The organism is Pseudomonas sp. GW821-FHT02A11, assembly GCF_059421985.1.
Window position 1 is genome coordinate 1 of sequence record NZ_JBWKWB010000037.1, and the last position, 24028, is coordinate 24028.

Below are 24028 nucleotides of genomic sequence, written 5' to 3' on the forward strand. Positions count from 1 at the left end.
CGACCGCGGTGTGTCAGGCGACATATCCATAACAGGCACACCGCGGTCGCGGGCAAGCGCGCTCCTACACGCGTCGATTACTTCTGCGAGCCATCATCATGCTGCAGGTTCGCCTGATTCACGTTGCTGCCCGGGGGCACGCCACGGGTCAGCCAGACGTTACCGCCGATGGTCGAGCCCTTGCCAATGGTGATGCGCCCCAGAATGGTCGCACCGGCGTAGATCACCACATCATCTTCAACGATCGGGTGACGGGCGTGGCCCTTCTGCAACTGGCCGTCTTCGTCGGCCGGGAAGCGTTTTGCGCCCAGGGTCACGGCCTGATAGATGCGCACGTTTTCGCCAATGATCGCGGTTTCGCCAATCACCACGCCGGTGCCGTGATCGATGAAGAAGCTCGGGCCGATCTGCGCGCCGGGGTGGATGTCGATACCAGTGGCCGAGTGGGCCAGCTCCGAGCTGATCCGCGCCAGCAGTGGCAGGCCATTGTTGTAAAGGTGGTGCGCCAGACGATGATGGATCACCGCCAGAATTCCCGGATAGCACAGCAACACCTCGTCGACGCTGCGCGCGGCCGGGTCGCCGTGGTAGGCGGCCAGCACGTCGGTGTCGAGGATACGGCGGATGTTCGGCAAGGCGCTGGCAAAGTCCTGAATCAAACGTTCGGCGTGCACATCGGCGCAGCTGGCGTCTTCGCCACGCTGACGGGCGACGTAGCGTAATTCCAGGCGCGCCTGATCCAGCAATGAGTTCAGGGCAACGTCCAGGGTGTGGCCGACGTAGAAGTCTTCGCTCTCTTCGCGCAGGTCCACCGGGCCCAAGCGCATCGGGAACAACGCACCGCACAGGGCTTCAAGAATGTCGCGCAAAGCCTCGCGGGACGGCAATTCGCGGCCACCCTTTTCGCCACTCACACGGCCGTTACGCGTGCGCCAGTCATCACGTGCGGCGCGCAGCTCACCCACGATCCGCTGCAACTGCCAGTGGCCGGTCAAGCCCTCGGCGCAGTCTTGCGGGGACAGTTCGGGAATAGTGCTCACGCAGATTTCTCCTCAGTTCAACGGCTCGTCGGCAGGACATGGCCGAAGGTGGGTTCACTCTACGGCAATCTTTTGTGGCGAAAAAATAACAATTTTCGTGAGGCTATAACCCACAGCTTATTGGGGATCATCCGGTTGCCCTGTCCGAAACGTCTGCCTATAGTCCAGCGACTCACTTGCGGATGCATCGATACGACCATGATCAAACAACAGCTCGACCGCTTTCATCGCCTGGACCTGCTGGGCGCGCCCACGCCGCTGGAAAAACTCGAACGCCTGTCGGCCTGGGCCGGTCGCGACATCTATGTGAAGCGCGACGACATCACGCCGCTGGCCATGGGCGGCAACAAGCTGCGCAAGCTCGAATACCTGGCCGCCGACGCGCTGGCCCAAGGTGCTGACACGCTGATCACCGCAGGCGCCATCCAGTCCAACCACGTGCGCCAGACCGCAGCGCTGGCGGCCAAACTGGGCCTGGGCTGTGTCGCGCTGCTTGAAAACCCCATCGCCACCGAAGACCGCAATTACCTGAGCAACGGCAACCGCTTGTTGCTCGATCTGTTCGACGCCAAGGTCGAGCTGGTGGAAAACCTCGACAACGCCGACGAGCAACTGCAAGCCTTGGCCGCACGCTTGAGCAACAGCGGCAAGAAGCCGTATCGGGTGCCGATTGGTGGCTCCAGCCCCGTGGGCGCGTTGGGTTACGTGCGTGCAGGTTTCGAGCTGGCTGAGCAGATTCGACAGACCAACGTGGACTTCGCTGCCGTCGTGCTGGCCTCTGGCAGCGCGGGCACTCACAGCGGCCTGGGGCTGGCGTTGGCAGAAGCCCTGCCAGATCTTCCGGTGATCGGCGTGACCGTTTCGCGCCCTGAAGAAACCCAGGCGCCGAAGGTTCAAGGCCTGGCCGAGCGCACTGTCGAACTGCTCGGCGAGCCATTACCTGCGGCGTTCAAGGTCAACCTGTGGGACGAATACTACGGCCCGCGCTATGGCGAGCCAAACGCCGGTACGCTGGCGGCGATCAAGCTGGTGGCAAGTCACGAAGGCCTGTTGCTGGACCCGGTGTACACCGGCAAGGCCATGGCCGGGCTGCTTGATGGCATCGGGCGTCAGCGCTTCAACGACGGCCCGATCATCTTTCTGCACACCGGCGGTGCGCCAGCGTTGTTTGCGTACCCGGATGTGTTTTCGGGGCAGTGATGGGGACGTTCACCGCGTCTGGATTCACCCGATGACCTGTAGGAGACGTCGGAGGTTACGACGGCAGCGAAAAGCGGTGTGAGGGATAAATCGCAACCGCCGGCAAGCCGGGCTGCTACCGGACCAGTGCATATGCATAAAACAGATAACAGATTCGTTTTTAATTATTTTTAATCCTAAACCGCTGCTCTTATGATCGCCGCCAGACGCTTCGACAAAACCCGGCAGACCGCTGAAAAAGCTGGATAAAGCGGCGGTTGCACAGTAGTTTCGTCAGGTCTGAAGCGCACCTGACATTCCAATTAAAACAGGGGACTTACATGAACATGTCTGCAATCCGCCGCACCTTCCTGCTGTCGGCCATGAGCCTTGTGCTCGGCACCGGCCTGATGACCCACGCCGTCGCTGGCGAGCAGCTGGATACCATCAAAAAGAACGGCACCCTCAACGTCGGCCTGGAAGGCACTTACCCGCCATTCAGCTTCGTTGGTGAAGACGGCAAGCTGACCGGTTTCGAGGTCGAGTTCTCTGAAGCACTGGCCAAGGAGCTGGGCGTCAAGGTCAAGCTGACCGCCACCCCATGGGCCGGCATTCTGGCGGCTCTGGAATCCAAGCGCCTGGACGTGGTGATCAACCAGGTGACCATCTCCGACGAGCGCAAGAAGAAGTACGACTTCTCCGAGCCCTACACCGTCTCCGGTATTCAGGCGCTGGTGCAGACCAAGGACGCCGGCGTGATCAAGACCGCTGCTGATCTGAAAGGCAAGAAGGTCGGCGTAGGCCTTGGCACCAACTACGAAGAATGGCTGAAGGCCAACGTACCGGATGCCATCGTCAAAACCTACGACGATGATCCGACCAAGTACCAGGACCTGCGCGTAGGCCGTATCGACGCCATTCTGGTCGACCGCCTGGCGGCATTGGAGCTAGTTGCCAAGACCAAGGACAAACTGGCCGTTTCCGGCGAAGCGTTCTCCCGTCAGGAAGCCGGTATCGCGCTGCGTAAAGGCGAGCCTGAGCTGCTGGCCGCAATCAACAAGGCCATCGACAAACTGCGCGCTGACGGCACCCTCGCCAAGCTGTCCGAGAAGTACTTCAAGGCTGACGTGACCAAATGATTCCAGAGAGCCTACAGCTCGCGCTGGACTCCGCGCCCTTTCTGCTCAAGGGCGCGTATTACACGGTGGGTCTGAGTCTGGGTTCGATGTTTTTCGGATTGGTGCTGGGCTTCGGCCTGGCACTGATGCGTTTGTCGAAGATCTGGATCATCAGTGCCATCGCCAGGGTGTACGTATCGTTCTTTCGCGGCACGCCCCTGCTGGTTCAGCTCTTCATGATTTATTACGGTCTGCCGGATCTGGGCATCGAGCTCGATGCGATCACGGCAGCCCTCATCGGCTTGTCGCTGAACATGGCGGCCTACGCCTGCGAGATCCTGCGTGCCGCCATCGGCGCGGTGGATCGCGGCCAGTGGGAAGCTGCGGCGAGTATCGGCATGACCCGTGCCCAGGCCATGCGCCGGGCGATCCTGCCGCAAGCTGCGCGCACTGCCCTGCCGCCGCTGGGCAACAGTTTCATTTCGCTGGTCAAGGACACGGCCATGGCTGCCACCATCCAGGTGCCGGAAGTGTTCCGTCAGGCGCAGCTGATTTCCTCGCGCACGCTGGAAGTCTTCACCATGTATTTCACCGTCGCGGTGATCTACTGGGTGCTGTGTACGGTGCTGGCGCATTTCCAGAACCGCCTGGAAGCGCGAGCCAACCGCCACGATGTGGAGTCCTGAGGCATGATCACCGTTGAAAAACTGACCAAGGAATTCAAGGGCAATCAGGTCCTCAAGGGTATCGACCTCAAGGTCGAACCCGGCGAAGTGGTTGCCATCATCGGCCCCAGTGGCTCGGGCAAGACCACCTTCCTGCGCTGCCTGAACTTCCTGGAAGAACCCACCAGCGGCACTATCGTGGTCGGCGACATCAAGCTCGATGGCAGCCGCCCGCTCAGCCAGCAGGCGGGCCTGATTCGCCAGCTGCGCCAGCACGTCGGCTTCGTGTTCCAGAACTTCAACCTGTTCCCCCATCGCACCGCGCTGGAAAACGTCATCGAAGGCCCGACCGTGGTCAAGAAGATGCCCCGCGAACAGGCCATCAAATTGGGGCGTGAACTGCTGGCCAAGGTGGGTCTGGCAGGCAAGGAAGATGCCTACCCGCGGCGTTTGTCCGGCGGGCAGCAGCAGCGCGTGGCAATTGCCCGGGCGCTGGCGATGGAGCCTGAAGTCATTCTGTTCGACGAACCCACATCAGCCCTCGACCCCGAGCTGGTGGGCGAAGTGCTCAGTGCAATTCGCGCGCTGGCCGAAGAGAAGCGCACGATGGTCATCGTCACCCATGAGATGAAATTCGCCCGCGACGTGGCTAATCGCGTGGTGTTCATCGACAAGGGCGTGATCGTTGAACAGGGCGAAGCCAAGGCACTGTTCGCAAACCCAAGGGAAGAACGCACAAGACAATTTCTGGAACGCAGCAGGAATTAGTCCTACAAAACGTGCTGAAAAAACGGCGCTCTTCAGCGCCGTTTTCTTTATGCCCAACATTTGGAAAAGCTTGGAACGATCCTGGTATTCAGAACATACCGAGGCGTTTTTACGCATTCCGGATCTATTTATTCAATATATCGCTCGGGCTGCCGCAACTCCCCTGCTGCCTTTAAACGACTGCTCATTTATGCACTCACTCATTCCCTTCCTTCGACACACATCCCAACGCGAATCAGATAAATAACTGCAACAAGTAGGGCAAGCCGTTTACTTCACGAGTGTTTAACTCGCCCCAACTGTAGGAAACATCTGTTTATTCCGTACACATACTTTTACGCATCGGAAATTATTGACAGAGATCCAGTAACACAATTAGCTCGAAGAAGAAAACGCGTACACCACCGAGCGAATAGCAACCCCGAAATTGGCACCGTTTGTATGGTTTGCCATGGATGCGCATCGGGCGTGTACTAACGACACCCATGTACCGAAGCGTCTGCGGCCAAACACGTGGTGCCTGCATCGCTTCAGATCAAACATCCAACGAGTACACGAAGATGATCAAAACGCCTGTCAGTCAGACGCCACTCAAGCTCTTCGCGCCCTATTTGCCGCAAGCGAACAAACAAGGGATTGGTGTTCTGGCCGCCAATCACCTGCTGGTCAACATCGACCCTTATCCGGATATGGAGAGCGGTGATCTGATTGAACTGTTCTGGGGAGACTGTTATGTCGCGTCGAAAGTTTTAACTGCATCCGACATTGGCTACACCTCTGTCCTACATATTGCTGAGAGCTTTCTGCAAACTGGCAAAGTAAAAACTTACTACCGCGTAACAAAAATAGGCAGTGAATCTGTGAGGTCCCCTAGCCTCAAACTGTGGGTCAAACTGGAAACTCCGGGCGGCCATTTGGTCGGTGCCGATGGCGAAGAGAACCAGGGACTTTCGCCGGTCAGGTTTCCTGAGTGGGTTGCGGACAAAGGATTGACCCGCAAGCACCTGACCACGGGCATCGACCTCTTCATCGACAGTTACCCCCATATGGAGGTGTACGACGAAATCACCCTGCGCTGGGGCGACGTGCGCATGGACTTCCCGGCGCTCACCGAGTTGCAGGTCGGCAAGGCCGTCAGGCTTCACGTGCCTGGCTCGTTGATCCGGGAGGCCGGCGATGACGAACACCAGGAAGTGACCTACTGCGTGATCGATCGTGTCGGCAACAACTCCCTATGGGCCCCGTCCCGGTCGATCCGGGTGAGCATCGCGGATGCCGTTGGATCTGATCACTGAACATGAGGCAGACATCGACATTGCAGTCGTGGCACCTTGAAGCCGTGCCACGACGCTCGCTGGCGGCAGAGCGTGATCGACTCCACAGATCCCACGCCGACAAGAAAAATCCCACAACATCGATTGCCTAAGCCCTACACCCTCCACCATGCCAGATGAATCCCCGCTGCTAGCCTGCTGAAAAAAAGGCTTGCGGAGACATACGTCATGCAGTGCAGACACATCGTCAAATACCTGGTTTTGCTGATGCTTTTCGGTTGCTGCCTGACCTGGGCGGGACGTCTGACCGGCGATCAGAGCCTGTGCGCCCCTTCTATGCTTATTCCTAAATGTAAGTTTATTTAATTTTTATACACGCTTAGGGTATATGCACCGGACCACCGGACCATCGTGAGTTTTTCCTGCCGCCACCGCGGTTTTGATTCGAGGTTCGAATGGTCACGCCAAACAACAGTGCCTGCGCTCGTGAAGGTCACCACCATGACTGATCTGAGCATCCCTCCTGTCCAGCATCCCCTGGACATCGCTCCTCCCCTTTTGCCCGCCCGGGTGCTGCGCAACGACGCCGAAGCGATCACCGCCGCCCATGAGCTGGCGGCTCTTGTTCGCCCCACCGCCGCCACGCGTGATCGCCAACGCCAGTTGCCGTGGACCGAAATCGAAGCATTCACCCGTAGCGGCCTGGGCAGCATTGCCGTGCCGCGCGCGTACGGCGGACCACAGGTTTCGTTCGTCACGATCGCGCAGGTGTTCGCCATTCTTTCAGCGGCTGACCCTGCAGTCGGACAAATCCCACAGAATCATTTCGGCATTCTCAATTCTCTCGTCGGCAGCGCCAGTGAAGCGCAGAAGAAAGTGCTGCTCGACAGCGTGCTCAAAGGCGCGCGCATCGGCAACGGCGGCCCGGAGCGCGGCACCAAAAATACCCTCGACGTGAGGACGCGTCTGACCGCCGACGGTGATCAATTTTTGCTCAACGGTCGCAAGTTCTACTCGACCGGCGCGCTGTTCGCCCATTGGGTCGCGGTCAAGGCGATCAATGACGACGGCAAACAGGTGCTGGTGTTCGTGCCGCGTGGCACGCCGGGCCTGCACATCATCGACGACTGGTCCGGTTTCGGGCAGCGCACCACCGCCAGTGGCAGCGTGTTGCTGGACAACGTGCGCGTCAGCGGCGACCTGGTCATCGAGAACTGGAAACTCGGCCTGTCGCCGAATATTCAAGGTGCCGTTTCGCAGCTGATTCAAGCCGCCATCGACGCGGGCATCGCCCGTGAAGCCATCGATGAAAGCATCCGTTTCGTGCGCGAGCGTTCGCGCCCTTGGGTCGAGGCCAATGTCGAGCGTGCCAGCGACGACCTGTATGTGATCGCCGACATCGGCAAGCTGAAGCTCGAACTGCACGCCGCCGAAGCGCTGCTGAACAAAGCAGGCCGCGTGCTCGATGAAATCGCTGCCGCGCCCATCGACGCACAGTCCGCCGCCCGCGCGTCCATCGTGGTCGCCGAAGCCAAGGTGCTCACCACCGAGATTGCGCTGCAGGCCAGCGAAAAGCTGTTCGAGCTGTCCGGCAGCCGCGCCACCCTGGCCGAGTTCAACCTCGACCGGCACTGGCGCAACGCCCGCGTCCACACCCTCCATGACCCGGTGCGCTGGAAAGTCCACGCCGTCGGCGCCTGGCACCTCAACGGCACCCTGCCCGCCCGTCACTCCTGGAGATGAATCCCCGCTGCTAGCCTGCTGAAAAAAAGGCTTGCGGAGACATACGTCATGCAGTGCAGACACATCGTCAAATACCTGGTTTTGCTGATGCTTTTCGGTTGCTGCCTGACCTGGGCGGGACGTCTGACCGGCGATCAGAGCCTGTGCGCCCCTTCTATGCTTATTCCTAAATGTAAGTTTATTTAATTTTTATACACGCTTAGGGTATATGCACCGGACCACCGGACCATCGTGAGTTTTTCCTGCCGCCACCGCGGTTTTGATTCGAGGTTCGAATGGTCACGCCAAACAACAGTGCCTGCGCTCGTGAAGGTCACCACCATGACTGATCTGAGCATCCCTCCTGTCCAGCATCCCCTGGACATCGCTCCTCCCCTTTTGCCCGCCCGGGTGCTGCGCAACGACGCCGAAGCGATCACCGCCGCCCATGAGCTGGCGGCTCTTGTTCGCCCCACCGCCGCCACGCGTGATCGCCAACGCCAGTTGCCGTGGACCGAAATCGAAGCATTCACCCGTAGCGGCCTGGGCAGCATTGCCGTGCCGCGCGCGTACGGCGGACCACAGGTTTCGTTCGTCACGATCGCGCAGGTGTTCGCCATTCTTTCAGCGGCTGACCCTGCAGTCGGACAAATCCCACAGAATCATTTCGGCATTCTCAATTCTCTCGTCGGCAGCGCCAGTGAAGCGCAGAAGAAAGTGCTGCTCGACAGCGTGCTCAAAGGCGCGCGCATCGGCAACGGCGGCCCGGAGCGCGGCACCAAAAATACCCTCGACGTGAGGACGCGTCTGACCGCCGACGGTGATCAATTTTTGCTCAACGGTCGCAAGTTCTACTCGACCGGCGCGCTGTTCGCCCATTGGGTCGCGGTCAAGGCGATCAATGACGACGGCAAACAGGTGCTGGTGTTCGTGCCGCGTGGCACGCCGGGCCTGCACATCATCGACGACTGGTCCGGTTTCGGGCAGCGCACCACCGCCAGTGGCAGCGTGTTGCTGGACAACGTGCGCGTCAGCGGCGACCTGGTCATCGAGAACTGGAAACTCGGCCTGTCGCCGAATATTCAAGGTGCCGTTTCGCAGCTGATTCAAGCCGCCATCGACGCGGGCATCGCCCGTGAAGCCATCGATGAAAGCATCCGTTTCGTGCGCGAGCGTTCGCGCCCTTGGGTCGAGGCCAATGTCGAGCGTGCCAGCGACGACCTGTATGTGATCGCCGACATCGGCAAGCTGAAGCTCGAACTGCACGCCGCCGAAGCGCTGCTGAACAAAGCAGGCCGCGTGCTCGATGAAATCGCTGCCGCGCCCATCGACGCACAGTCCGCCGCCCGCGCGTCCATCGTGGTCGCCGAAGCCAAGGTGCTCACCACCGAGATTGCGCTGCAGGCCAGCGAAAAGCTGTTCGAGCTGTCCGGCAGCCGCGCCACCCTGGCCGAGTTCAACCTCGACCGGCACTGGCGCAACGCCCGCGTCCACACCCTCCATGACCCGGTGCGCTGGAAAGTCCACGCCGTCGGCGCCTGGCACCTCAACGGCACCCTGCCCGCCCGTCACTCCTGGATCTGAACCAGACAACTGGAAGCACACTTATGAGTTTTCAATCCTTGCCGCGTGACACGCAGGCGGCGATCGCGATCATCAAAGATGACGCCCAGGCCCTGAACATCGCCCACGCGCTGGCCGACACATTCAAACAGCACAGCGCCGAACGCGACCGCGAACGCCGCCTGCCCCATGACGAGCTGGAAGCGTTCTCGCAGTCCGGTCTGTGGGGCATCAGCGTGCCGAAGGCCTTTGGCGGCGCCGGGGTTTCCAGCGTCACCCTGGCCGATGTCATTCGCATCATCTCGGCGGCCGACGGCTCGCTGGGGCAGATTCCGCAGAACCATTTCTACGCCCTCGAAGTGCTGCGTGTAAACGGCAGCCCTGAACAGCAAAAGCGCCTGTACGCCGAGGTTCTCGCGGGTCAGCGTTTCGGCAACGCCCTCGCTGAACTGGGCACCAAGACTGCCCACGATCGCACCACTCGCTTGAGCCGCGACGGAAAAGGCTGGCGCATCAACGGCCGCAAGTTCTACTCGACGGGGGCGATCTACGCACAACGCATCCCGACCTCGGTAATCGATGACGACGGCATTCAGCAACTGGTCTTCGTGCCCGCCGACAGCGAAGGGCTGAGCGTCATCGACGACTGGAGCGGCTTCGGCCAGCGCACCACCGGTAGCGGTTCGGTGGTGTTCGAGAATGTGTACGTCAACGATGAGGATGTAGTGCCGTTCCAGACCGCCTTCGAGCGCCCGACCACGGTCGGCCCGCTGGCGCAGATCCTTCACGCCGCCATCGACACCGGCATCGCCCGCGCCGCCTTCGAAGACGCGCTGCATTTCGTGCGTACGCGCACTCGTCCGTGGATCGATTCGGGCATCGAAAAAGCTGTCGACGACCCGCTGACCCTGCACAGTTTCGGCAAGCTCGGCATTCGCCTGCACGCCGCCGAAGCCCTGCTGGAACGCGCAGGCCAATACCTGGATCGCGCCCAGGCCGAGAGCACCGCTGACAACGTGGCCCAGGCCTCGATTGCCGTGGCCGAAGCCCGCGCCATCAGCACGGAAATTTCACTGGCCGCCGGCAGCACGCTGTTCGAACTGGCTGGCTCGCAATCGACCCTGGCCGAGCACGGTCTGGATCGTCACTGGCGCAACGCGCGGGTCCATACCCTGCACGACCCGGTGCGCTGGAAGTACCACGCCATCGGCAATTTCTACCTCAACGACGTGAATCCGCCGCGCCGGGGGACGATCTGATGAGCAAGAAAAAGATTCTCCTCAACGCGTTCAACATGAACTGCATCGGCCACATCAACCATGGTTTCTGGACGCACCCGCGCGACACCTCGACCCAGTACAAGACCCTCGAGTACTGGACGAATCTGGCCCAGCTGCTGGAGCGCGGCTTGTTCGACGGACTGTTCATCGCCGATATCGTCGGCGTCTACGACGTGTATCAGAAGTCGATCAACGTGCCGCTCAAAGAGTCGATCCAGCTGCCGGTCAATGACCCGCTGCTGCTGGTTTCAGCCATGGCAGCGGTCACGAAAAACCTCGGTTTCGGCCTGACCGCCAACCTCACCTATGAGGCGCCGTACCTGTTCGCCCGGCGCATGTCGACGCTCGATCATCTGACCCGTGGCCGCGTAGGCTGGAACATTGTCACCGGTTACCTGGACAGCGCCGCCAAGGCCATGGGCCTCAAGGAGCAGATCGAACACGACCGGCGTTATGACCAGGCCGACGAATACCTGGAGGTGCTGTACAAGCTCTGGGAAGGCAGCTGGGAAGACGACGCCGTCATCGAAGACCGCAAGGCGCGTATCTACGCACAGCCCGAGAAGGTGCATTACGTGCGCCATCACGGCGAGTTCTATCAGGTCGAGGGTTATCACCTCTGTGAACCTTCGCCCCAGCGCACGCCGGTGCTGTTCCAGGCGGGCAGTTCCGATCGCGGCCTGCAGTTCGCAGGCAGCAACGCAGAATGCGTGTTCATCAGCGGCCAGAACAAACCGGCGACCCGCGAGCAGGTCGACAAGGTGCGCGCCAGCGCTGTCGCGGCCGGCCGCAACCCGGACGACATCAAGATTTTCATGGGCCTGAACGTCATCGTCGGTGCCACCGAAGAGGCCGCCCAGGCCAAGTACGCCGAATACCTGCAGTACGCCAGCGCCGAGGCCGGGCTTGCGCATTTCTCGGCCTCGACCGGCATCGATTTCGCGGACTACGAGCTGGACGAGCCGATCCAGCATGTCAAAGGCAACGCCATTCAATCGGCGACGAAGATCCTCAAGAACAACGACTGGACCCGGCAAAAATTGCTGGATCAGCACGCGTTGGGCGGTCGCTACATCAACGTGATCGGCTCGCCTGCGCAGGTTGCCGACGAGCTGGAATCCTGGATCGCCGAGACCGGCCTCGACGGTTTCAACCTGACCCGCATCGTCACCCCGGAAAGCTACGAGGACTTCATCGACCTGGTGATCCCCGAGCTGCAACGGCGCGGCTCCTACAAGACCGCCTACGAGCACGGGACCTTGCGCGAGAAGCTGTTTGCCGAAGGGAATGCGCGGCTGCCTGAACGGCATGCGGGAGCAGGTTTCAGACACAACGCAGCGCCTGACGGCATGCGGTGAATCTGCGGGAGCGAATTCATTCTGGGCGGCACTCCGACGAGACGGACTTTCAGACAACGAATCTCCTTCGCCTGCACTGACCCCTCGCGAATGAATTCGCTCCCACAGGGATTCTGCGCCACCCCGAATACTTCAAACCAGACCACTGACACTCACCCGGACACCACAACATGAGCAAAACCCTGCTGACCCTGGCCCTCTCTCTGGGCCTGTTCACCGGCATCGCCCAGGCCGCCGACCAACCGCTGAAAGTCGGCACCACTGCCGCTTTCGCCATTCCGCTGGAAGCCGCTGTCGCCGAGGCTGACAAACAGGGCCTGAAAGTCGAGCTGGTGGAGTTCACCGACTGGATCGCGCCAAACGTCAGCCTTAACGCTGGCGACATCGACGTGAACTACTTCCAGCACATTCCGTTCCTGGAAAACGCCAAGGCCGCGTCGGGCTTCGATCTGGTGCCGTACGCGCCGGGCATCATCAACAACGTCGGCCTGTATTCGAAGAAGTACAAGAGCTTCGATGAATTGCCGACCGGCGCCACCGTGGCCATCGCCAACGACCCGATCAATGGCGGGCGTGGCCTGCAACTGCTGGCCAAGGCAGGGTTGATCACCCTGAAACCGGGCGTTGGCTACAAGGCCACCGAGGACGACATCCTCACCAACCCGAAGAAAATCAAGCTGATCCAGGTCGAGGCCGTGCAACTGGTGCGCGCCTATGACGACGCCGATCTGGTGCAGGGCTACCCCGCCTACATCCGCTTGGCGAAGACCTTCGATGCAGGCTCGGCGATTCTGTTCGACGGCCTCGATCATCCGGAATACGTCATTCAATTCGTGATCAAGCCCGACCACAAAAACGACCCGCGCCTGGCCAAGTTCATCGACATTTATCAACACTCCCCTGTGGTGCGCGCTTCGCTGGATAAAGTGAATGGCTCGCTCTATCAGGTCGGCTGGAAGAACTGAACATGAACGCCACTGTGCAACGTTCCCTGCCATTGGAAGAGCCTACGCCGCATTCCGCCGAACAGGCGCGCCTGCACCCCGAGAAAGCGCACGCCCACGTGCGCTTCAGCCAGCTGGGCAAGGTCTATGAAGGCCAGCAGGGCCCCGTCGCGGCCCTGCAAGGCATCGACCTGGACATTCAGCGCGGTGAGGTTTTCGGCATCATCGGGCGCAGCGGCGCAGGCAAATCGTCGCTGATCCGCACCATCAACCGCCTGGAGCAGCCGAGCAGCGGGCGGGTGTTGATTGATCAGGTGGACATCGCCGCCTACAACGAAGACAAGCTGGTAGAGCTGCGCCGACGGATCGGCATGATCTTCCAGCACTTCAACCTGATGTCGGCGAAAACGGTCTGGAAAAACGTCGAACTGCCGCTGAAAGTGGCAGGCGTTCCCAAGGAACAGCGCCAGCGCAAGGTCGCCGAACTGCTGGAGCTGGTGGGCCTGAAGGACAAGCACAACGCCTACCCGGCGCAGTTGTCGGGCGGCCAAAAACAGCGTGTCGGCATTGCCCGCGCGCTGGTGCACGACCCGGCGATTCTGCTCTGTGACGAAGCCACTTCGGCCCTGGACCCGGAAACCACGCACTCGATTCTCGGCCTGCTGCGCGAGATCAATCAGCGTCTGGGCCTGACGATCATCCTCATCACCCACGAAATGGCCGTGATCCGCGAGATCTGCGACCGCGTCGTGGTGCTGGAAAAGGGCCAGATCGTCGAGCAAGGCCCGGTGTGGCAAGTGTTCGGCAACCCGCAACACGAGGTCAGCAAGACCCTGCTGGCGCCGCTGCAACACGCGTTGCCAGAGGATGTGCAGGCTCGTCTGCAGGCGCAGCCCTCGGACAAGCACACCAGCGTGGTGCTGGACCTGCAGTTCACCGGCAGCGACGGCGAGGAGCCGGATCTGTCCGCGCTGTTCAGTGCTTTCGGGGGCCGTGTCAGCCTGTTGAACGGCGGCGTCGAGCGTATTCAGGGGCGGGCACTGGGGCACTTGCTGCTCGCCATCAGCCATTCGCCGCTGTCCACCGAAGAACTGCTCAATCGCGCCCGTGAACAGGCGCAACACGCGAAGGTACTGGGCTATGTGGCTTGATCGTTTGTGGCAAGGCGTCATCGACACTTTTCTGATGGTGGGTGTGTCGTCGCTAATCGCGCTGATCCTCGGCATCCCGCTGGCCGTGGTGCTGGTCACCAGCGGCAAGGGCGGAATTTTCGAGGCGCCCAACGTCAACCGCGTGCTCGGTGCCTTCGTGAACATCTTCCGTTCAGTGCCGTTTCTGATCCTGATGGTGGCGTTGATCCCCTTCACCCGCCTGATCGTCGGCACCACCTATGGTGTATGGGCCGCCGTCGTGCCGCTGACCATCGCAGCAACGCCGTTCTTCGCGCGCATCGCCGAAGTCAGCCTGCGCGAAGTCGACCACGGCCTGATCGAAGCCGCACAGGCCATGGGCTGCCGTCGCTGGCACATCGTCTGGCACGTGCTGCTGCCCGAAGCGCTGCCGGGCATCGTCGGCGGTTTTACCATTACCCTGGTCACCATGATCAACTCTTCGGCCATGGCGGGCGCAATCGGCGCAGGCGGGTTGGGCGACATCGCCTACCGCTACGGCTATCAGCGGTTTGATACCCAGGTGATGCTGACCGTCATCGTCTTGCTGGTGGTCTTGGTGGCGGTGATTCAGCTGGGCGGGGATCGGTTGGCGGTGCGGTTGAATAAGCGCTGAGCCTCAAAGCGCCGGTCATCTGGCTGGCGCCGTCGGTCTGCTTTTGATTCTGCCCGAAGGGCGTAGGAGTCCAGCTTGCTGACGATCTGCCGCGTAGCGGCAGTAAAACCAGCCAACCGCGTCTTTTCAGACACCCTGTGTGTACGAATTTGCTGCCGCTTCGCGCCAGATCGCGAGCAAGGTGGAGCGCCACCCCGGTTGCGCCACGCCCTCCCGGGCAGAAGCGATGATGTGGTCTTCACTGCCACCTTTGGTACAGTTAGAGTCTTTGGCGTAATCGGGCGAGGAATTACTTTCGTGGCTGCGGGATTGGCAATATTTGATCTGGTGACCATCGGGCTGTGTGCCTACGAGGCAAAAAATGGGCGCTGAGACGAGCCGAGAGGTGCTGACGCAGCAGGTAATCGATCTCTTCGTGTCGATTATCGGGTTTATCCCCCGCGAGGCGGTGTCCGCAAAAACCAATTTCATCACCGACTTCGACATTATCGACGACGACCTCACTTGCTTCATGATGCAAGTGAAATGGCAGTACAAGCTCAGTCCGGCACCTGCGCAATGGGAGAGGATCGCGACGATTGAGGAAGTGGTTGATCTGATACTCGACAAGCGCTGAGCCATCACACAGCGCTTGGGCGGGGGTATATTGGCGGCTTCCCCCGCTCAGAATCGGCCGCAATGAAACTCGACCCACACGACCTCGCTCAGATCACCGCCACGACGCTGGGCAATTACAACGACGTCGCCGAGGGCTTTCGTGAAGGCACTCGGGATCACGATGTCAGCCAGAACATCGACGCGCTCTTGCGCAATATTCAAGGCGCTGCGCCGTTCCGGATTCTCGATTTTGGCTGTGGGCCGGGGCGGGATCTGCGCACCTTTACAGCGCTTGGCCATGTCGCCACAGGGCTCGACGGCTCAGAACGGTTTGCCGAGATGGCCCGCGCCGACAGTGGCTGCGAGGTGCTGCATCAGAATTTTCTCGAACTCGATCTGCCTGCCGAACACTTCGACGGCATCTTCGCCAATGCCTCGCTGTTTCACGTCCCTCGTCAGGAATTGCCCCGCGTGCTGAGCCAGCTGCGATCAGCGTTGAAACCAGATGGCGTGCTGTTCAGCTCCAACCCTCGGGGCAACAACCAGGAAGGCTGGAAGGGCGAGCGCTATGGCTCCTTTCATGATCTGCAATCGTGGAGCGCGCTGCTGATCGAGGCGGGGTTTGTCGAGGTCGAGCATTACTACCGGCCAGAAGGCTTGCCGCGAGAGCAGCAGCCGTGGCTGGCGAGCGTTTGGCGCAGGGTTTGAACCACCACTGATCTCACGGCAAATGACAGACCTGTGGGAGCGAATTCATTCGCGAAAATCGTACAGTCGACGAAGACTTTTCGGATGTACGAGCCAATCGCGAATAAATTCGCTCCCACAGTTCGGATCGCCTGTCTCAGTTAATCCGACGCCGACGCCGAGCCCCCATCAGCGTCTTCATGCCGAGGATCATCCCCCCGACCGCGTTTCTCAGCCTCAGCCTCTTCCCGCTGCTCTTTGGTCGGCTCCTTGATCTTGTACCAGGCGACATACAGCGCAGGCAGGAACAGCAGCGTCAGCAGGGTGGCGATGATGATGCCGCCGATCATCGCGTAGGCCATCGGCCCCCAGAACACTTCGCGGGCGATGGGGATCATGCCCAGGCTCGCCGCCGCCGCGGTCAGCAGGATCGGGCGGCGTCGATGCTCGGTGGCTTCGGCCACGGCATCCCACGGCAGATAACCGGCCACCTCGTATTCATGAATCTGCGTCACCAGAATCACCGAGTTGCGAATGATGATGCCGATCAGCGCAAGAATCCCGAGGATCGCCACAAAGCCCATGGGCGTGCCCGTCGGCACCAGCGCCAAGACCACGCCAATCAGCCCCAACGGCGCGACGCTGGCGACGAGGAACATTTTCTGCACGCTGTGCAGCTGGATCATCAAAAAGGTCGCCATCAAAAACAGCATCAGCGGCACGACCTTGGCAATCGGCCCTTGTGCCTTGCCGCTCTCCTCCACCGTACCGCCGGTGGCGATCTTGTAGCCCACCGGTAGCCCGGCAGCGAAGTTGTCGATGTCCGGCTTGAGCTGTTTCACCAGATCGGTCGGCTGGATTTCGTCGCGCACCGCCGCCTTCAGGGTGATGGTCGGCTTGCGATCACGCCGCCAGACCAGCGGCTGCTCCAGCTCGTAACGCACGTTGGCAAAGGCCAGCAACGGAATCGACGTGCCGCCCTGAGTCACGATCTGCAGGTTCTGCAGGGTTTCCGGCGTGCCGCGTTCGGCGTCCACCGCACGACCGACCACGTTGATCAGGTAGATGTCGTCGCGCACCTGGGTCACGTTGGCGCCGACCACGATGCTGTTCATCAGCTGCGCCACGTCTTCGGAGGACAGCCCCAATTGCCGCGCCTTGTCCTGATTGATGTCGATGCGCAGGACTTTGCCCGGCTCGTTCCAGTCGTAGATCATCTCGCCGATGTGCGGGTTCTTGTCCAGCAACGTGGCCAGATCGATAGCGTGTTGACGCACCTTGTCGATGTTGTCGCCACTGACCCGGTACTGAATGGGGCGTCCCACCGGCGGGCCCATTTCCAGCGGCTGAACGTAGGTGCCGATGCCGACGAAGTCTTCGCGCAGGCGTTTTTTCAGGCGGTCCATGAGGCCCGCGCGCTCTTCCAGGCCTTTGCTGACGATCACCAGCTGCGCGTAATACGGGTTCTCCAGTTGCTGGTCCAACGGCAGATAGAAACGCACCGCACCCTGGCCGATGTAGGTGCTCCAGCGCACGATGTCCGGGTCGTTCTTGAGCGTTGCTTCCAGCTTGTCGACGGCCTTGCGCGTCTCGTTGATCGAGGCGTTTTGCGGCAGGTTGAGGTCCAGCAGGATCTCTGGTCGGTCGGAGGACGGGAAGAACTGGTTCTGCACGAAACGCATGCAAAACAAGGCCGTCGCGAACAGGGCGATGGTGATGATGATCGCCAGCCAGCGGTTGCGCATGGCCCAGAACATCGAGCCTGTGAACACGCGGGCGACGCGGCCCGGAGGCTTTTCCTCGTGCTTTTTGATCTTGTCGCTGAGGATGTGCACGCCGATCACCGGTGCGAACAGCACGGCCACCACCCACGAGACCAGCATCGCCACGGCAATCACGGCGAACAGCGTAAAGGTGTACTCCCCCGCCGAACTGGCGTTCAGGCCGATGGGCACGAAACCGGCAACGGTCACCAGCGTACCGGTGAGCATCGGGAAGGCCGTCGAGGTGTAGGCGTAAGTGGCGGCCTGCTCTCGGGAGTCGCCCATTTCCAGGCGCGTGACCATCATCTCCACCGTGATCATCGCGTCGTCCACCAACAGCCCCAAGGCGATGATCAGCGCCCCCAGGGAGATCCGCTGCATGGTGATGCCGCTGTATTCCATGAACACGAAGACCATCGCCAGCACCAGCGGAATCGAGCACGCCACCACCAAGCCTGCGCGCACGCCGAGGCTGATGAAACTGACCACCAGCACGATGATCACAGCCTCGAACAGCGCGCTGGTAAAGCCGCCCACGGCCTTCTCGACCACCTGCGCCTGATCGGACACGTTATGCACGCCCACGCCCACTGGCAGGTCGCCGATGGCCTGATCCATGCGCCCGTGCAGGTCCTTGCCGAACGCCTGAACGTTGCCGCCCTTCTTCATCGCAATCGCCAAACCAATGGCCGGTTTGCCGTCGAAGCGAAACAGAGGTTTGGGCGGATCGACGTAGCCCCGGCTGATTTCAGCGATGTCGCTGAGGCGATAAAAACGATCGTTGAGCCGCAGGTTGACGGTTTCCAGATCCTTCTCGGACTCGAACTGCCCGGAGGTGCGCACGGAGATCCGCTCAGGCCCCGCCTCTATCACCCCCGCAGGAGTCACGGCGTTCTGCGATTGCAGGCTTTGCACGACCTGACGTTGATCCAGCCCCAACGCCGCCAGTTTGCGGGTAGAGAAATTCAGGTAAATCACTTCGTCCTGCTGGCCGATCATCTCGATCTTGCCCAGCCCCGGCACATCGCGAATCTGCACCCGAACTTGCTCGACGTAATCGCGAAGCTGCCGCAGGGTAAGGCCATCGGCCGTAAAGGCATAGATCGAGCCGTATACGTCGCCGAATTCATCATTGAACGCCGGCCCCTGCAAACCTTGGGGGAACGTGCCGCGAATGTCGTCGATCTTCTTGCGAACCTGATACCAGATCTCGGGAATGTCCTTCGCGCTGGTGGTGTCGCGCAGATAAACGAACACCGTTGACTCGCCGGGCCGGGTGTAGCTTTTTACGTAGTCGAGGGAGTCGAGTTCTTCGAGCTTTTTCTCGATGCGGTCGGTGACCTGCTCCAAGGTTTCGTCCACGGTCGCGCCGGGCCAGCGGGTCTGGATGACCATGGTCTTGATGGTGAACGAGGGGTCTTCTTCGCGGCCCAGGTTCATGTATGAAAACACGCCCATCAGCAGGGCGACGAACATCAGGTACCAGACGAAGGATTGATGTTTGATCGCCCAGTCGGAGAGGTTGAAATTCCCTTTCATCGCGGGCTGTCCTTATCGACTTTGACTTTCTGCCCCGGCTTGAGGCTGTTCACACCGGCTGTCACCACACGCTCGCCGCCCTTGACGCCTCCAGCGATGACGATGGAATCGCTGTCGCGGCTGACGACGGTCACCGAATGCGGCGAAACGGTCTGGTTCTGCATGTCGATGACCCAGATCTGCGTCTTGCCGTCGACTTCCTGCAGCACGTTGGCGGGCAGCTCGATGCGCGGCTCAACGGCCGAACTGAGGGTGACGCTGATCGCCGTACCCAAGCGGAACGCCGCCGGGGTGTCGACCAGGGTCAGGCGAGCACGACGAGTGCGCGTCGAACTTTCAGCCTGTGGCTCCAGCTCGCGCAAGGTGGCGGTGGTGTTGATGTCCGGTTCCAGCTGGCTGGCGACCTTGAACACCACGTCCTGGGGCAAATGCTCGGCCAGTGGCGCAGGCAGATCGATCACGGCCTCCTTGATATCGGGTCGCGCCAGCGTCACCACTTGCTCACCGGCGCTGACCACTTGCCCAGCCTCGGCTTTCCATTGAGTGACGACTGCGGCGTGATCGGTGCGCAATTCGCTGTAGCTCAGTTGATCCTGCGCCTGCTGCACCGACGCCTTGGCCTGATCGAACGACGACCTAGTGGTCTTCAGATCGGTCACGGCCACGTCCAGCGCAGCCTGGGCGCCAACGCCACGGTCGAACAACTCCTGCTGACGCCGCGCGTTGGCCTGGGCGTTGATGTATTGCGCTTCGACCCGGGCCAGATCGCCCTGATTGGCGCGCAACTGGTTCTGCAAATCCGTCGGGTCGAGGGTTGCCAGTAACTGGCCCTTCTCGACTTCACTGCCCACATCGACGCTGCGCGCCGCAATGCGCCCTGACACACGAAAGCCCAATGTGCTTTCGTAACGCGCGGCGATGTTGCCGGCGAAACGCCCAAGGCTCTCTTCGGCCTGGGGTTTGACTTCCATAAACAGGACCGGGCGCACTGGCTCCGGCGGCGCTTCTTCCTTGCCGCAGGCACTGAGCAGCAGCGCGCTGAGCATCACTCCCGACAAGCGCTTCATTGCGTCGCTCCCGTCGGTTGCTGTTTGTAGACATCAGCCATTTCCACCTGCATATCCGGGTGCAACAGCTGATTACCGGCGACCACGACTTTCTCGCCGCTCTTCAGTCCATCGATGACAATGACCTTGCCGGTGAGGTAGCGCCCCACCGTGACCCCGCGCAGATTGACCTTGTTCTGGTCGTCGACGATCCACACCGCAGGCTGACCCAGATGCTCACCCAGGCCCTTGGTCAGCGCCGACCACGGCAGCTCGACGCTTTGTTTGGCCGGCACGCTCAGCGCTGCGCTGACCACCGAGCCCAGGTCCATGCCGTCCGGCAACGAGCTGAGCGCGATCTTCACCTGCAACGTGCCGGTCTGCGCCGACACCGCCGGGGTGACTTCGCGCACCTTGCCGGTGGCCTTGATCCTGGGGTTGTCCAGCAGGGTGACTTCCACCGGCTGATCGCCGGGCGGCTGGACGAACAGGGATTCGTAAACGTTGAACACGGCGTCGCGCTCGCCATCGCGGGCCTGGCTGAAGATCGGCATGGTCGCCTGCACCACTTGGCCAACTTCGGCCTGACGCGCGGTAATGATGCCCGGCGCGTCGGCAATCAATGCGGTGTAACCCAGCTGCTCGCGGGCGTTGGCCAGTTGCGCCTGGGCGGCTTTCAACGCGCTCTGGCTGCTGCGCAGTTGCGCCTGGGCGGAGTCGTATTCGCTTTTGCTGGTGTATCCCTTGGGCAGCAGTTTTTCCTGACGCACGAATGCGGCGGCGGTCTGCTTCACCCGAGCCTGTTCGGCGGCTTCGGCGGCAATGGCCGAGTCGACATTCGTCTGCAGGTCCTTGGGATCGAGCTTGGCCAGCACTTGCTTGGCCGTGACGCGGTCGCCCACATCGACCATGCGCTGGATGATCTTGCCGCCGACCCGAAACGACAGTTGGGTCTGCACGCGGGCCTGGACATCGCCGGTAAGGGCAACCGTGGCGGCAAAGTCAGCGGTTTTGACTTCCTGAACCTGCACCCGAGGGCGCACAGGGTCGGCGGGCTTTTCCTCGCCACAGCCGGCCAGCGCGACAAGGCATGCGCCCAGCGCCAGCGACGTCAGGCCGTTTCGAAGCAATGAGGGTTGAGCAGGCATGCAAGCTCCTTGTGCCAATGCCGTTGCGTCCATCGCGCCGCCGAGCGCCGTCGTGATGTGATCATGCGACTCTGAGCGTAGATCAGGGTTCCTTGCCCCGCTAAACTCCACGAAGCCGGACTGGCCGGTCACTCCCGCTCACCGCATGGAAGCCCCGATGCTCACCACCCTCGCCGTCGCCAACTACCGCTCGATCAACACCCTGGTGGTGCCCCTGGCGCGCCTGAATCTGATCACCGGGCCCAATGGCAGCGGCAAGTCCAATCTGTACCGTGCTCTGCGTTTGCTGGCAGAAACCGCGCAGGGTGGCGTGGTCAACGCGCTGGCACGGGAAGGCGGGCTTAAATCGACGTTCTGGGCCGGGCCGGAAAACATCAGCCGACGCATGCGCAAAGGCGAAGTCGAGATCCAGGGTGGGCCGCGCAATGACGTGGTGCGCTTGCGCCTGGGCTTTGCCGCCGAGGATTTCAGCTACGCGATTTCACTGGGTCTGCCGCCCCCGCCAAGTGCACCGACAGCCTTCGCGCTGGACCCGGAGATCAAGCGCGAATGCATCTGGGCCGGTCCTCTGTACAGATCGGCGAGCCTGCTGGTAGACCGCGCAGGCCCCATGATTCGCACCCGCGAAGGCCGCAGCTGGGACGTGCTCGCGCAACACACGCCGACCTTCGACAGCCTGTTCGATCAGGTCGGCAACCTGCGCTCCTCGCCAGAGGTGTTGCAGCTGCGGGAAAATATTCGTGGCTGGCGTTTTTATGATCACTTTCGCAGCGACGCCGACGCGCCCGCGCGCAAACCCCAACTGGGTACGCGCACGCCGGTGCTGCATCACGACGGTCGTGATCTGGCGGCCGCGCTGCAAACCATTCGCGAGATCGGCGAGCCCGAAGCGCTGGATGAGGCCATCAGCGACGCTTTCCCCGGCGCGCGCATTGCGATCAACGCTCAGGCGGGTGGGCTGTTCGCGCTGGAGTTTTATCAACAGGGGTTACTAAGGCCGTTGTCCGCTTCGGAACTGTCCGACGGCACGCTACGTTATCTCTTGCTGATCGCTGCATTGCTGACGCCGCGCCCGCCGACCCTGATGGTGCTCAACGAACCGGAAACCAGCCTGCACCCGGATCTGCTGCCTGCACTGGCCAGGCTGATCATTCGCGCATCGCAGAGCTGTCAGGTGTGGGTGGTCTCTCACGCCAGCCGCCTGATCGCAGCACTTGAGCGCGACCCTGAATGCAATTGCATCGTGCTGGAGAAGGAATTGGGACAGACCGGGATTGTCGGTCAGGGGATGCTGGATCAACCGGCGTGGCATTGGCCGGATTGAAGCGCGGTTCAAGGGTCGCGGTTTGTCACGACGTCTGCTATCGCCGCAAATCCTGTAGGAGACGCCGGAGGTTACGACGGCAGCGAAAGCGGCGTGTCAGGCAAGACGCTTTCGCGGCCGTCGTAACCTCCGACTGCTCCTACAGGTTTGTTCGCAGTCAGGTACATCATCGATAGCGCTGGGGTCGGATCAGCTACCCGCCCCACCATGGGCTTCTTCAAAGAAGAAATCCTTCCAGCTGTCGGCCTTGTTCTTCAGCACGCCGATCTCATGCAGTTTCTCGGCATAGATGAAGGTGCGTTGCGGCACGACGGTGAAGTCGATTTCCGGATCGTTGACGATCTTCTCCACCAACGGCAGCGGCAGTTTGGATTTCTCGACCTCGATGTAGGTCTTCGCCGCCGCATTCTTGTCGGCCTTGATGATCTTCTCGGCCTCGGCCAGCGCGTCATAGAACGCCTTGTAGGTCTTGGGGTTTTCGTCGTGGAATTTCTGCGTGGTGTAGAGCACGTTGAACGTGGCCTGACCGCCCAGCACGTCGTACGAACTCAGCACTTTGTGCACGTTAGGGTTTTCAAGCTCCTGGTACTGGAACGGCGGGCTTGAGAAGTGCGCGCTGATTTCCGAACCGCCTGCGATCAGCGCCGAGGTAGCGTCCGGGTGCGGCAGGCTGACGGAGATGTTGTCGAATTTCTTGTAGTTGTCGTTACCGAACAGTTTGGCGGTTTCGATCTGCAAGGTGCGCGACTGGAAACCCACGCCCGCTGCCGGAACGGCGATGCGGTCCTTGTCAGTGAAGTCCTTGACGGTCTTCACCTCAGGCTTGTTGCTGAGCAGGTAGTTGGGCATCGAGCCCAGCGAGGCGATTGCCTTGACGTTCTGCTTGCCGCGGGTTCGGTCCCAGATGGTCAGCATCGGCGGCACGCCTGCCGACACCACATCCAGAGCACCGGCCAGCAGCGCTTCGTTCATCGCGGTGGCCCCGGAAATGCTGTTCCAGTCGACCTTGATGTCGATGCCCTGCTCCTTGCCGTGCTTCTCGATCAGCTTCTGCTGCTGTACGACGTCCAGAATCAGGTAACCGATGCCGAACTGCTGGGCGATGCTGATCTTGCCCTCGGCGTGAGCGCCACTGCTCAACAGCGCGCCGAACAGACCCAACGTTGTGGCCAGCGCGGTCAGTGCCGGGCGTTTGAAAAAAGTCCCCATAAATTCCTCACAAAAGAAG

The 24028-nt window shown here is 61.1% G+C and carries 20 protein-coding genes; 15 read left to right on the forward strand and 5 right to left on the reverse strand.

What is annotated here, in order from left to right:
- Positions 1-77: 77 nt before the first annotated feature.
- Positions 78-1040: a serine O-acetyltransferase EpsC gene (epsC, locus tag AC07V9_RS28030; RefSeq protein ID WP_495018866.1), complete on the reverse strand. Its 963-nt coding sequence runs from the start codon at positions 1038-1040 to the stop codon at positions 78-80.
- Positions 1041-1238: 198 nt separating this feature from the next.
- On the opposite strand from epsC, the gene AC07V9_RS28035 reads away from it, so the two are divergent.
- From AC07V9_RS28035 to AC07V9_RS28100, 14 genes are all read left to right on the forward strand, one after another.
- On the forward strand, positions 1239-2240 hold the full coding sequence (locus AC07V9_RS28035; RefSeq protein ID WP_495018867.1) for a D-cysteine desulfhydrase: 1002 nt from the start codon (positions 1239-1241) through the stop codon (positions 2238-2240).
- Positions 2241-2560: 320 nt separating this feature from the next.
- On the forward strand, positions 2561-3358 hold the full coding sequence (gene tcyJ, locus AC07V9_RS28040) for a cystine ABC transporter substrate-binding protein (RefSeq protein ID WP_495018868.1): 798 nt from the start codon (positions 2561-2563) through the stop codon (positions 3356-3358).
- Entirely contained in the window at positions 3355-4023 is a 669-nt protein-coding gene (gene tcyL / locus AC07V9_RS28045; protein ID WP_495018869.1) for a cystine ABC transporter permease, read from the forward strand. The genes tcyJ and tcyL overlap by 4 nt, the downstream gene beginning before the upstream one ends.
- A 3-nt stretch (positions 4024-4026) precedes the next feature.
- The gene (gene tcyN / locus AC07V9_RS28050; RefSeq protein WP_495018870.1) at positions 4027-4770 is read left to right on the forward strand and encodes an L-cystine ABC transporter ATP-binding protein TcyN; all 744 of its coding nucleotides are present in this window, start codon (positions 4027-4029) and stop codon (positions 4768-4770) included.
- Between the two features lie 560 nt (positions 4771-5330).
- On the forward strand, positions 5331-6065 hold the full coding sequence (locus tag AC07V9_RS28055) for a hypothetical protein (RefSeq protein WP_495018871.1): 735 nt from the start codon (positions 5331-5333) through the stop codon (positions 6063-6065).
- A 480-nt stretch (positions 6066-6545) separates the two neighbouring features.
- Positions 6546-7787: an SfnB family sulfur acquisition oxidoreductase gene (locus tag AC07V9_RS28060; RefSeq protein ID WP_495018872.1), complete on the forward strand. Its 1242-nt coding sequence runs from the start codon at positions 6546-6548 to the stop codon at positions 7785-7787.
- Between the two features lie 321 nt (positions 7788-8108).
- On the forward strand, positions 8109-9350 hold the full coding sequence (locus AC07V9_RS28065) for an SfnB family sulfur acquisition oxidoreductase (RefSeq protein WP_495018873.1): 1242 nt from the start codon (positions 8109-8111) through the stop codon (positions 9348-9350).
- Positions 9351-9373: 23 nt separating this feature from the next.
- Positions 9374-10588, forward strand: a complete 1215-nt coding sequence (locus tag AC07V9_RS28070) for an SfnB family sulfur acquisition oxidoreductase (RefSeq protein WP_495018874.1) — start codon at positions 9374-9376, stop codon at positions 10586-10588.
- Positions 10588-11967, forward strand: a complete 1380-nt coding sequence (locus tag AC07V9_RS28075; RefSeq protein WP_495018875.1) for an LLM class flavin-dependent oxidoreductase — start codon at positions 10588-10590, stop codon at positions 11965-11967. Before AC07V9_RS28070 ends, AC07V9_RS28075 begins: the two co-directional genes overlap by 1 nt.
- Positions 11968-12137: 170 nt before the next feature.
- Positions 12138-12932, forward strand: a complete 795-nt coding sequence (locus AC07V9_RS28080; RefSeq protein WP_495018876.1) for a MetQ/NlpA family ABC transporter substrate-binding protein — start codon at positions 12138-12140, stop codon at positions 12930-12932.
- Positions 12933-12934: 2 nt separating this feature from the next.
- Positions 12935-14062 carry a methionine ABC transporter ATP-binding protein gene (locus tag AC07V9_RS28085; RefSeq protein WP_495018877.1) on the forward strand — a complete coding sequence of 376 codons (1128 nt, stop codon included), beginning with the start codon at positions 12935-12937 and terminating at the stop codon, positions 14060-14062.
- Positions 14052-14696, forward strand: a complete 645-nt coding sequence (locus AC07V9_RS28090) for a methionine ABC transporter permease (protein ID WP_495018878.1) — start codon at positions 14052-14054, stop codon at positions 14694-14696. The genes AC07V9_RS28085 and AC07V9_RS28090 overlap by 11 nt, the downstream gene beginning before the upstream one ends.
- A gap of 361 nt (positions 14697-15057) precedes the next feature.
- Positions 15058-15312, forward strand: a complete 255-nt coding sequence (locus AC07V9_RS28095; RefSeq protein ID WP_495018879.1) for an acyl carrier protein — start codon at positions 15058-15060, stop codon at positions 15310-15312.
- Positions 15313-15374: 62 nt separating this feature from the next.
- Positions 15375-16001 carry a class I SAM-dependent methyltransferase gene (locus AC07V9_RS28100; protein WP_495018880.1) on the forward strand — a complete coding sequence of 209 codons (627 nt, stop codon included), beginning with the start codon at positions 15375-15377 and terminating at the stop codon, positions 15999-16001.
- A gap of 140 nt (positions 16002-16141) precedes the next feature.
- Here AC07V9_RS28100 and AC07V9_RS28105 read toward each other — a convergent pair whose 3' ends face one another.
- From AC07V9_RS28105 to AC07V9_RS28115, 3 genes are read right to left on the reverse strand one after another with little or no spacing between them, the layout of a single operon-like run.
- A complete protein-coding gene (locus AC07V9_RS28105; RefSeq protein ID WP_495018881.1) occupies positions 16142-19282 on the reverse strand; it encodes an efflux RND transporter permease subunit in 3141 nt (1046 codons plus the stop codon).
- Complete coding sequence (locus AC07V9_RS28110) at positions 19279-20349, reverse strand: efflux RND transporter periplasmic adaptor subunit (protein WP_495018882.1); 1071 nt, start codon at positions 20347-20349, stop codon at positions 19279-19281. Before AC07V9_RS28110 ends, AC07V9_RS28105 begins: the two co-directional genes overlap by 4 nt.
- Positions 20346-21476, reverse strand: a complete 1131-nt coding sequence (locus AC07V9_RS28115) for an efflux RND transporter periplasmic adaptor subunit (RefSeq protein ID WP_495018883.1) — start codon at positions 21474-21476, stop codon at positions 20346-20348. Before AC07V9_RS28115 ends, AC07V9_RS28110 begins: the two co-directional genes overlap by 4 nt.
- Positions 21477-21633: 157 nt before the next feature.
- Here AC07V9_RS28115 and AC07V9_RS28120 point away from each other — a divergent pair, with 157 nt between their 5' ends.
- The gene (locus AC07V9_RS28120) at positions 21634-22800 is read left to right on the forward strand and encodes an AAA family ATPase (RefSeq protein ID WP_495018884.1); all 1167 of its coding nucleotides are present in this window, start codon (positions 21634-21636) and stop codon (positions 22798-22800) included.
- A gap of 189 nt (positions 22801-22989) precedes the next feature.
- Here AC07V9_RS28120 and AC07V9_RS28125 read toward each other — a convergent pair whose 3' ends face one another.
- Positions 22990-24009: an ABC transporter substrate-binding protein gene (locus AC07V9_RS28125; RefSeq protein ID WP_495018885.1), complete on the reverse strand. Its 1020-nt coding sequence runs from the start codon at positions 24007-24009 to the stop codon at positions 22990-22992.
- Positions 24010-24028: the final 19 nt, after the last annotated feature.

What these genes read in the sequence shown, in the direction of transcription:
- AC07V9_RS28035 (WP_495018867.1), top strand. Translation starts at nt 1,239, where the DNA reads ATGATCAAACAACAGCTCGACCGCTTTCATCGCCTGGACCTGCTGGGC.
- AC07V9_RS28110 (WP_495018882.1), bottom strand. Translation starts at nt 20,349, where the DNA reads ATGAAGCGCTTGTCGGGAGTGATGCTCAGCGCGCTGCTGCTCAGTGCC.
- tcyN (WP_495018870.1), top strand. Translation starts at nt 4,027, where the DNA reads ATGATCACCGTTGAAAAACTGACCAAGGAATTCAAGGGCAATCAGGTC.
- tcyL (WP_495018869.1), top strand. Translation starts at nt 3,355, where the DNA reads ATGATTCCAGAGAGCCTACAGCTCGCGCTGGACTCCGCGCCCTTTCTG.
- AC07V9_RS28105 (WP_495018881.1), bottom strand. Translation starts at nt 19,282, where the DNA reads ATGAAAGGGAATTTCAACCTCTCCGACTGGGCGATCAAACATCAATCC.
- AC07V9_RS28080 (WP_495018876.1), top strand. Translation starts at nt 12,138, where the DNA reads ATGAGCAAAACCCTGCTGACCCTGGCCCTCTCTCTGGGCCTGTTCACC.
- AC07V9_RS28070 (WP_495018874.1), top strand. Translation starts at nt 9,374, where the DNA reads ATGAGTTTTCAATCCTTGCCGCGTGACACGCAGGCGGCGATCGCGATC.
- AC07V9_RS28065 (WP_495018873.1), top strand. Translation starts at nt 8,109, where the DNA reads ATGACTGATCTGAGCATCCCTCCTGTCCAGCATCCCCTGGACATCGCT.
- AC07V9_RS28125 (WP_495018885.1), bottom strand. Translation starts at nt 24,009, where the DNA reads ATGGGGACTTTTTTCAAACGCCCGGCACTGACCGCGCTGGCCACAACG.
- AC07V9_RS28060 (WP_495018872.1), top strand. Translation starts at nt 6,546, where the DNA reads ATGACTGATCTGAGCATCCCTCCTGTCCAGCATCCCCTGGACATCGCT.
- AC07V9_RS28095 (WP_495018879.1), top strand. Translation starts at nt 15,058, where the DNA reads ATGGGCGCTGAGACGAGCCGAGAGGTGCTGACGCAGCAGGTAATCGAT.
- AC07V9_RS28085 (WP_495018877.1), top strand. Translation starts at nt 12,935, where the DNA reads ATGAACGCCACTGTGCAACGTTCCCTGCCATTGGAAGAGCCTACGCCG.
- AC07V9_RS28090 (WP_495018878.1), top strand. Translation starts at nt 14,052, where the DNA reads ATGTGGCTTGATCGTTTGTGGCAAGGCGTCATCGACACTTTTCTGATG.
- AC07V9_RS28120 (WP_495018884.1), top strand. Translation starts at nt 21,634, where the DNA reads ATGCTCACCACCCTCGCCGTCGCCAACTACCGCTCGATCAACACCCTG.
- AC07V9_RS28075 (WP_495018875.1), top strand. Translation starts at nt 10,588, where the DNA reads ATGAGCAAGAAAAAGATTCTCCTCAACGCGTTCAACATGAACTGCATC.
- AC07V9_RS28115 (WP_495018883.1), bottom strand. Translation starts at nt 21,476, where the DNA reads ATGCCTGCTCAACCCTCATTGCTTCGAAACGGCCTGACGTCGCTGGCG.
- AC07V9_RS28055 (WP_495018871.1), top strand. Translation starts at nt 5,331, where the DNA reads ATGATCAAAACGCCTGTCAGTCAGACGCCACTCAAGCTCTTCGCGCCC.
- tcyJ (WP_495018868.1), top strand. Translation starts at nt 2,561, where the DNA reads ATGAACATGTCTGCAATCCGCCGCACCTTCCTGCTGTCGGCCATGAGC.
- AC07V9_RS28100 (WP_495018880.1), top strand. Translation starts at nt 15,375, where the DNA reads ATGAAACTCGACCCACACGACCTCGCTCAGATCACCGCCACGACGCTG.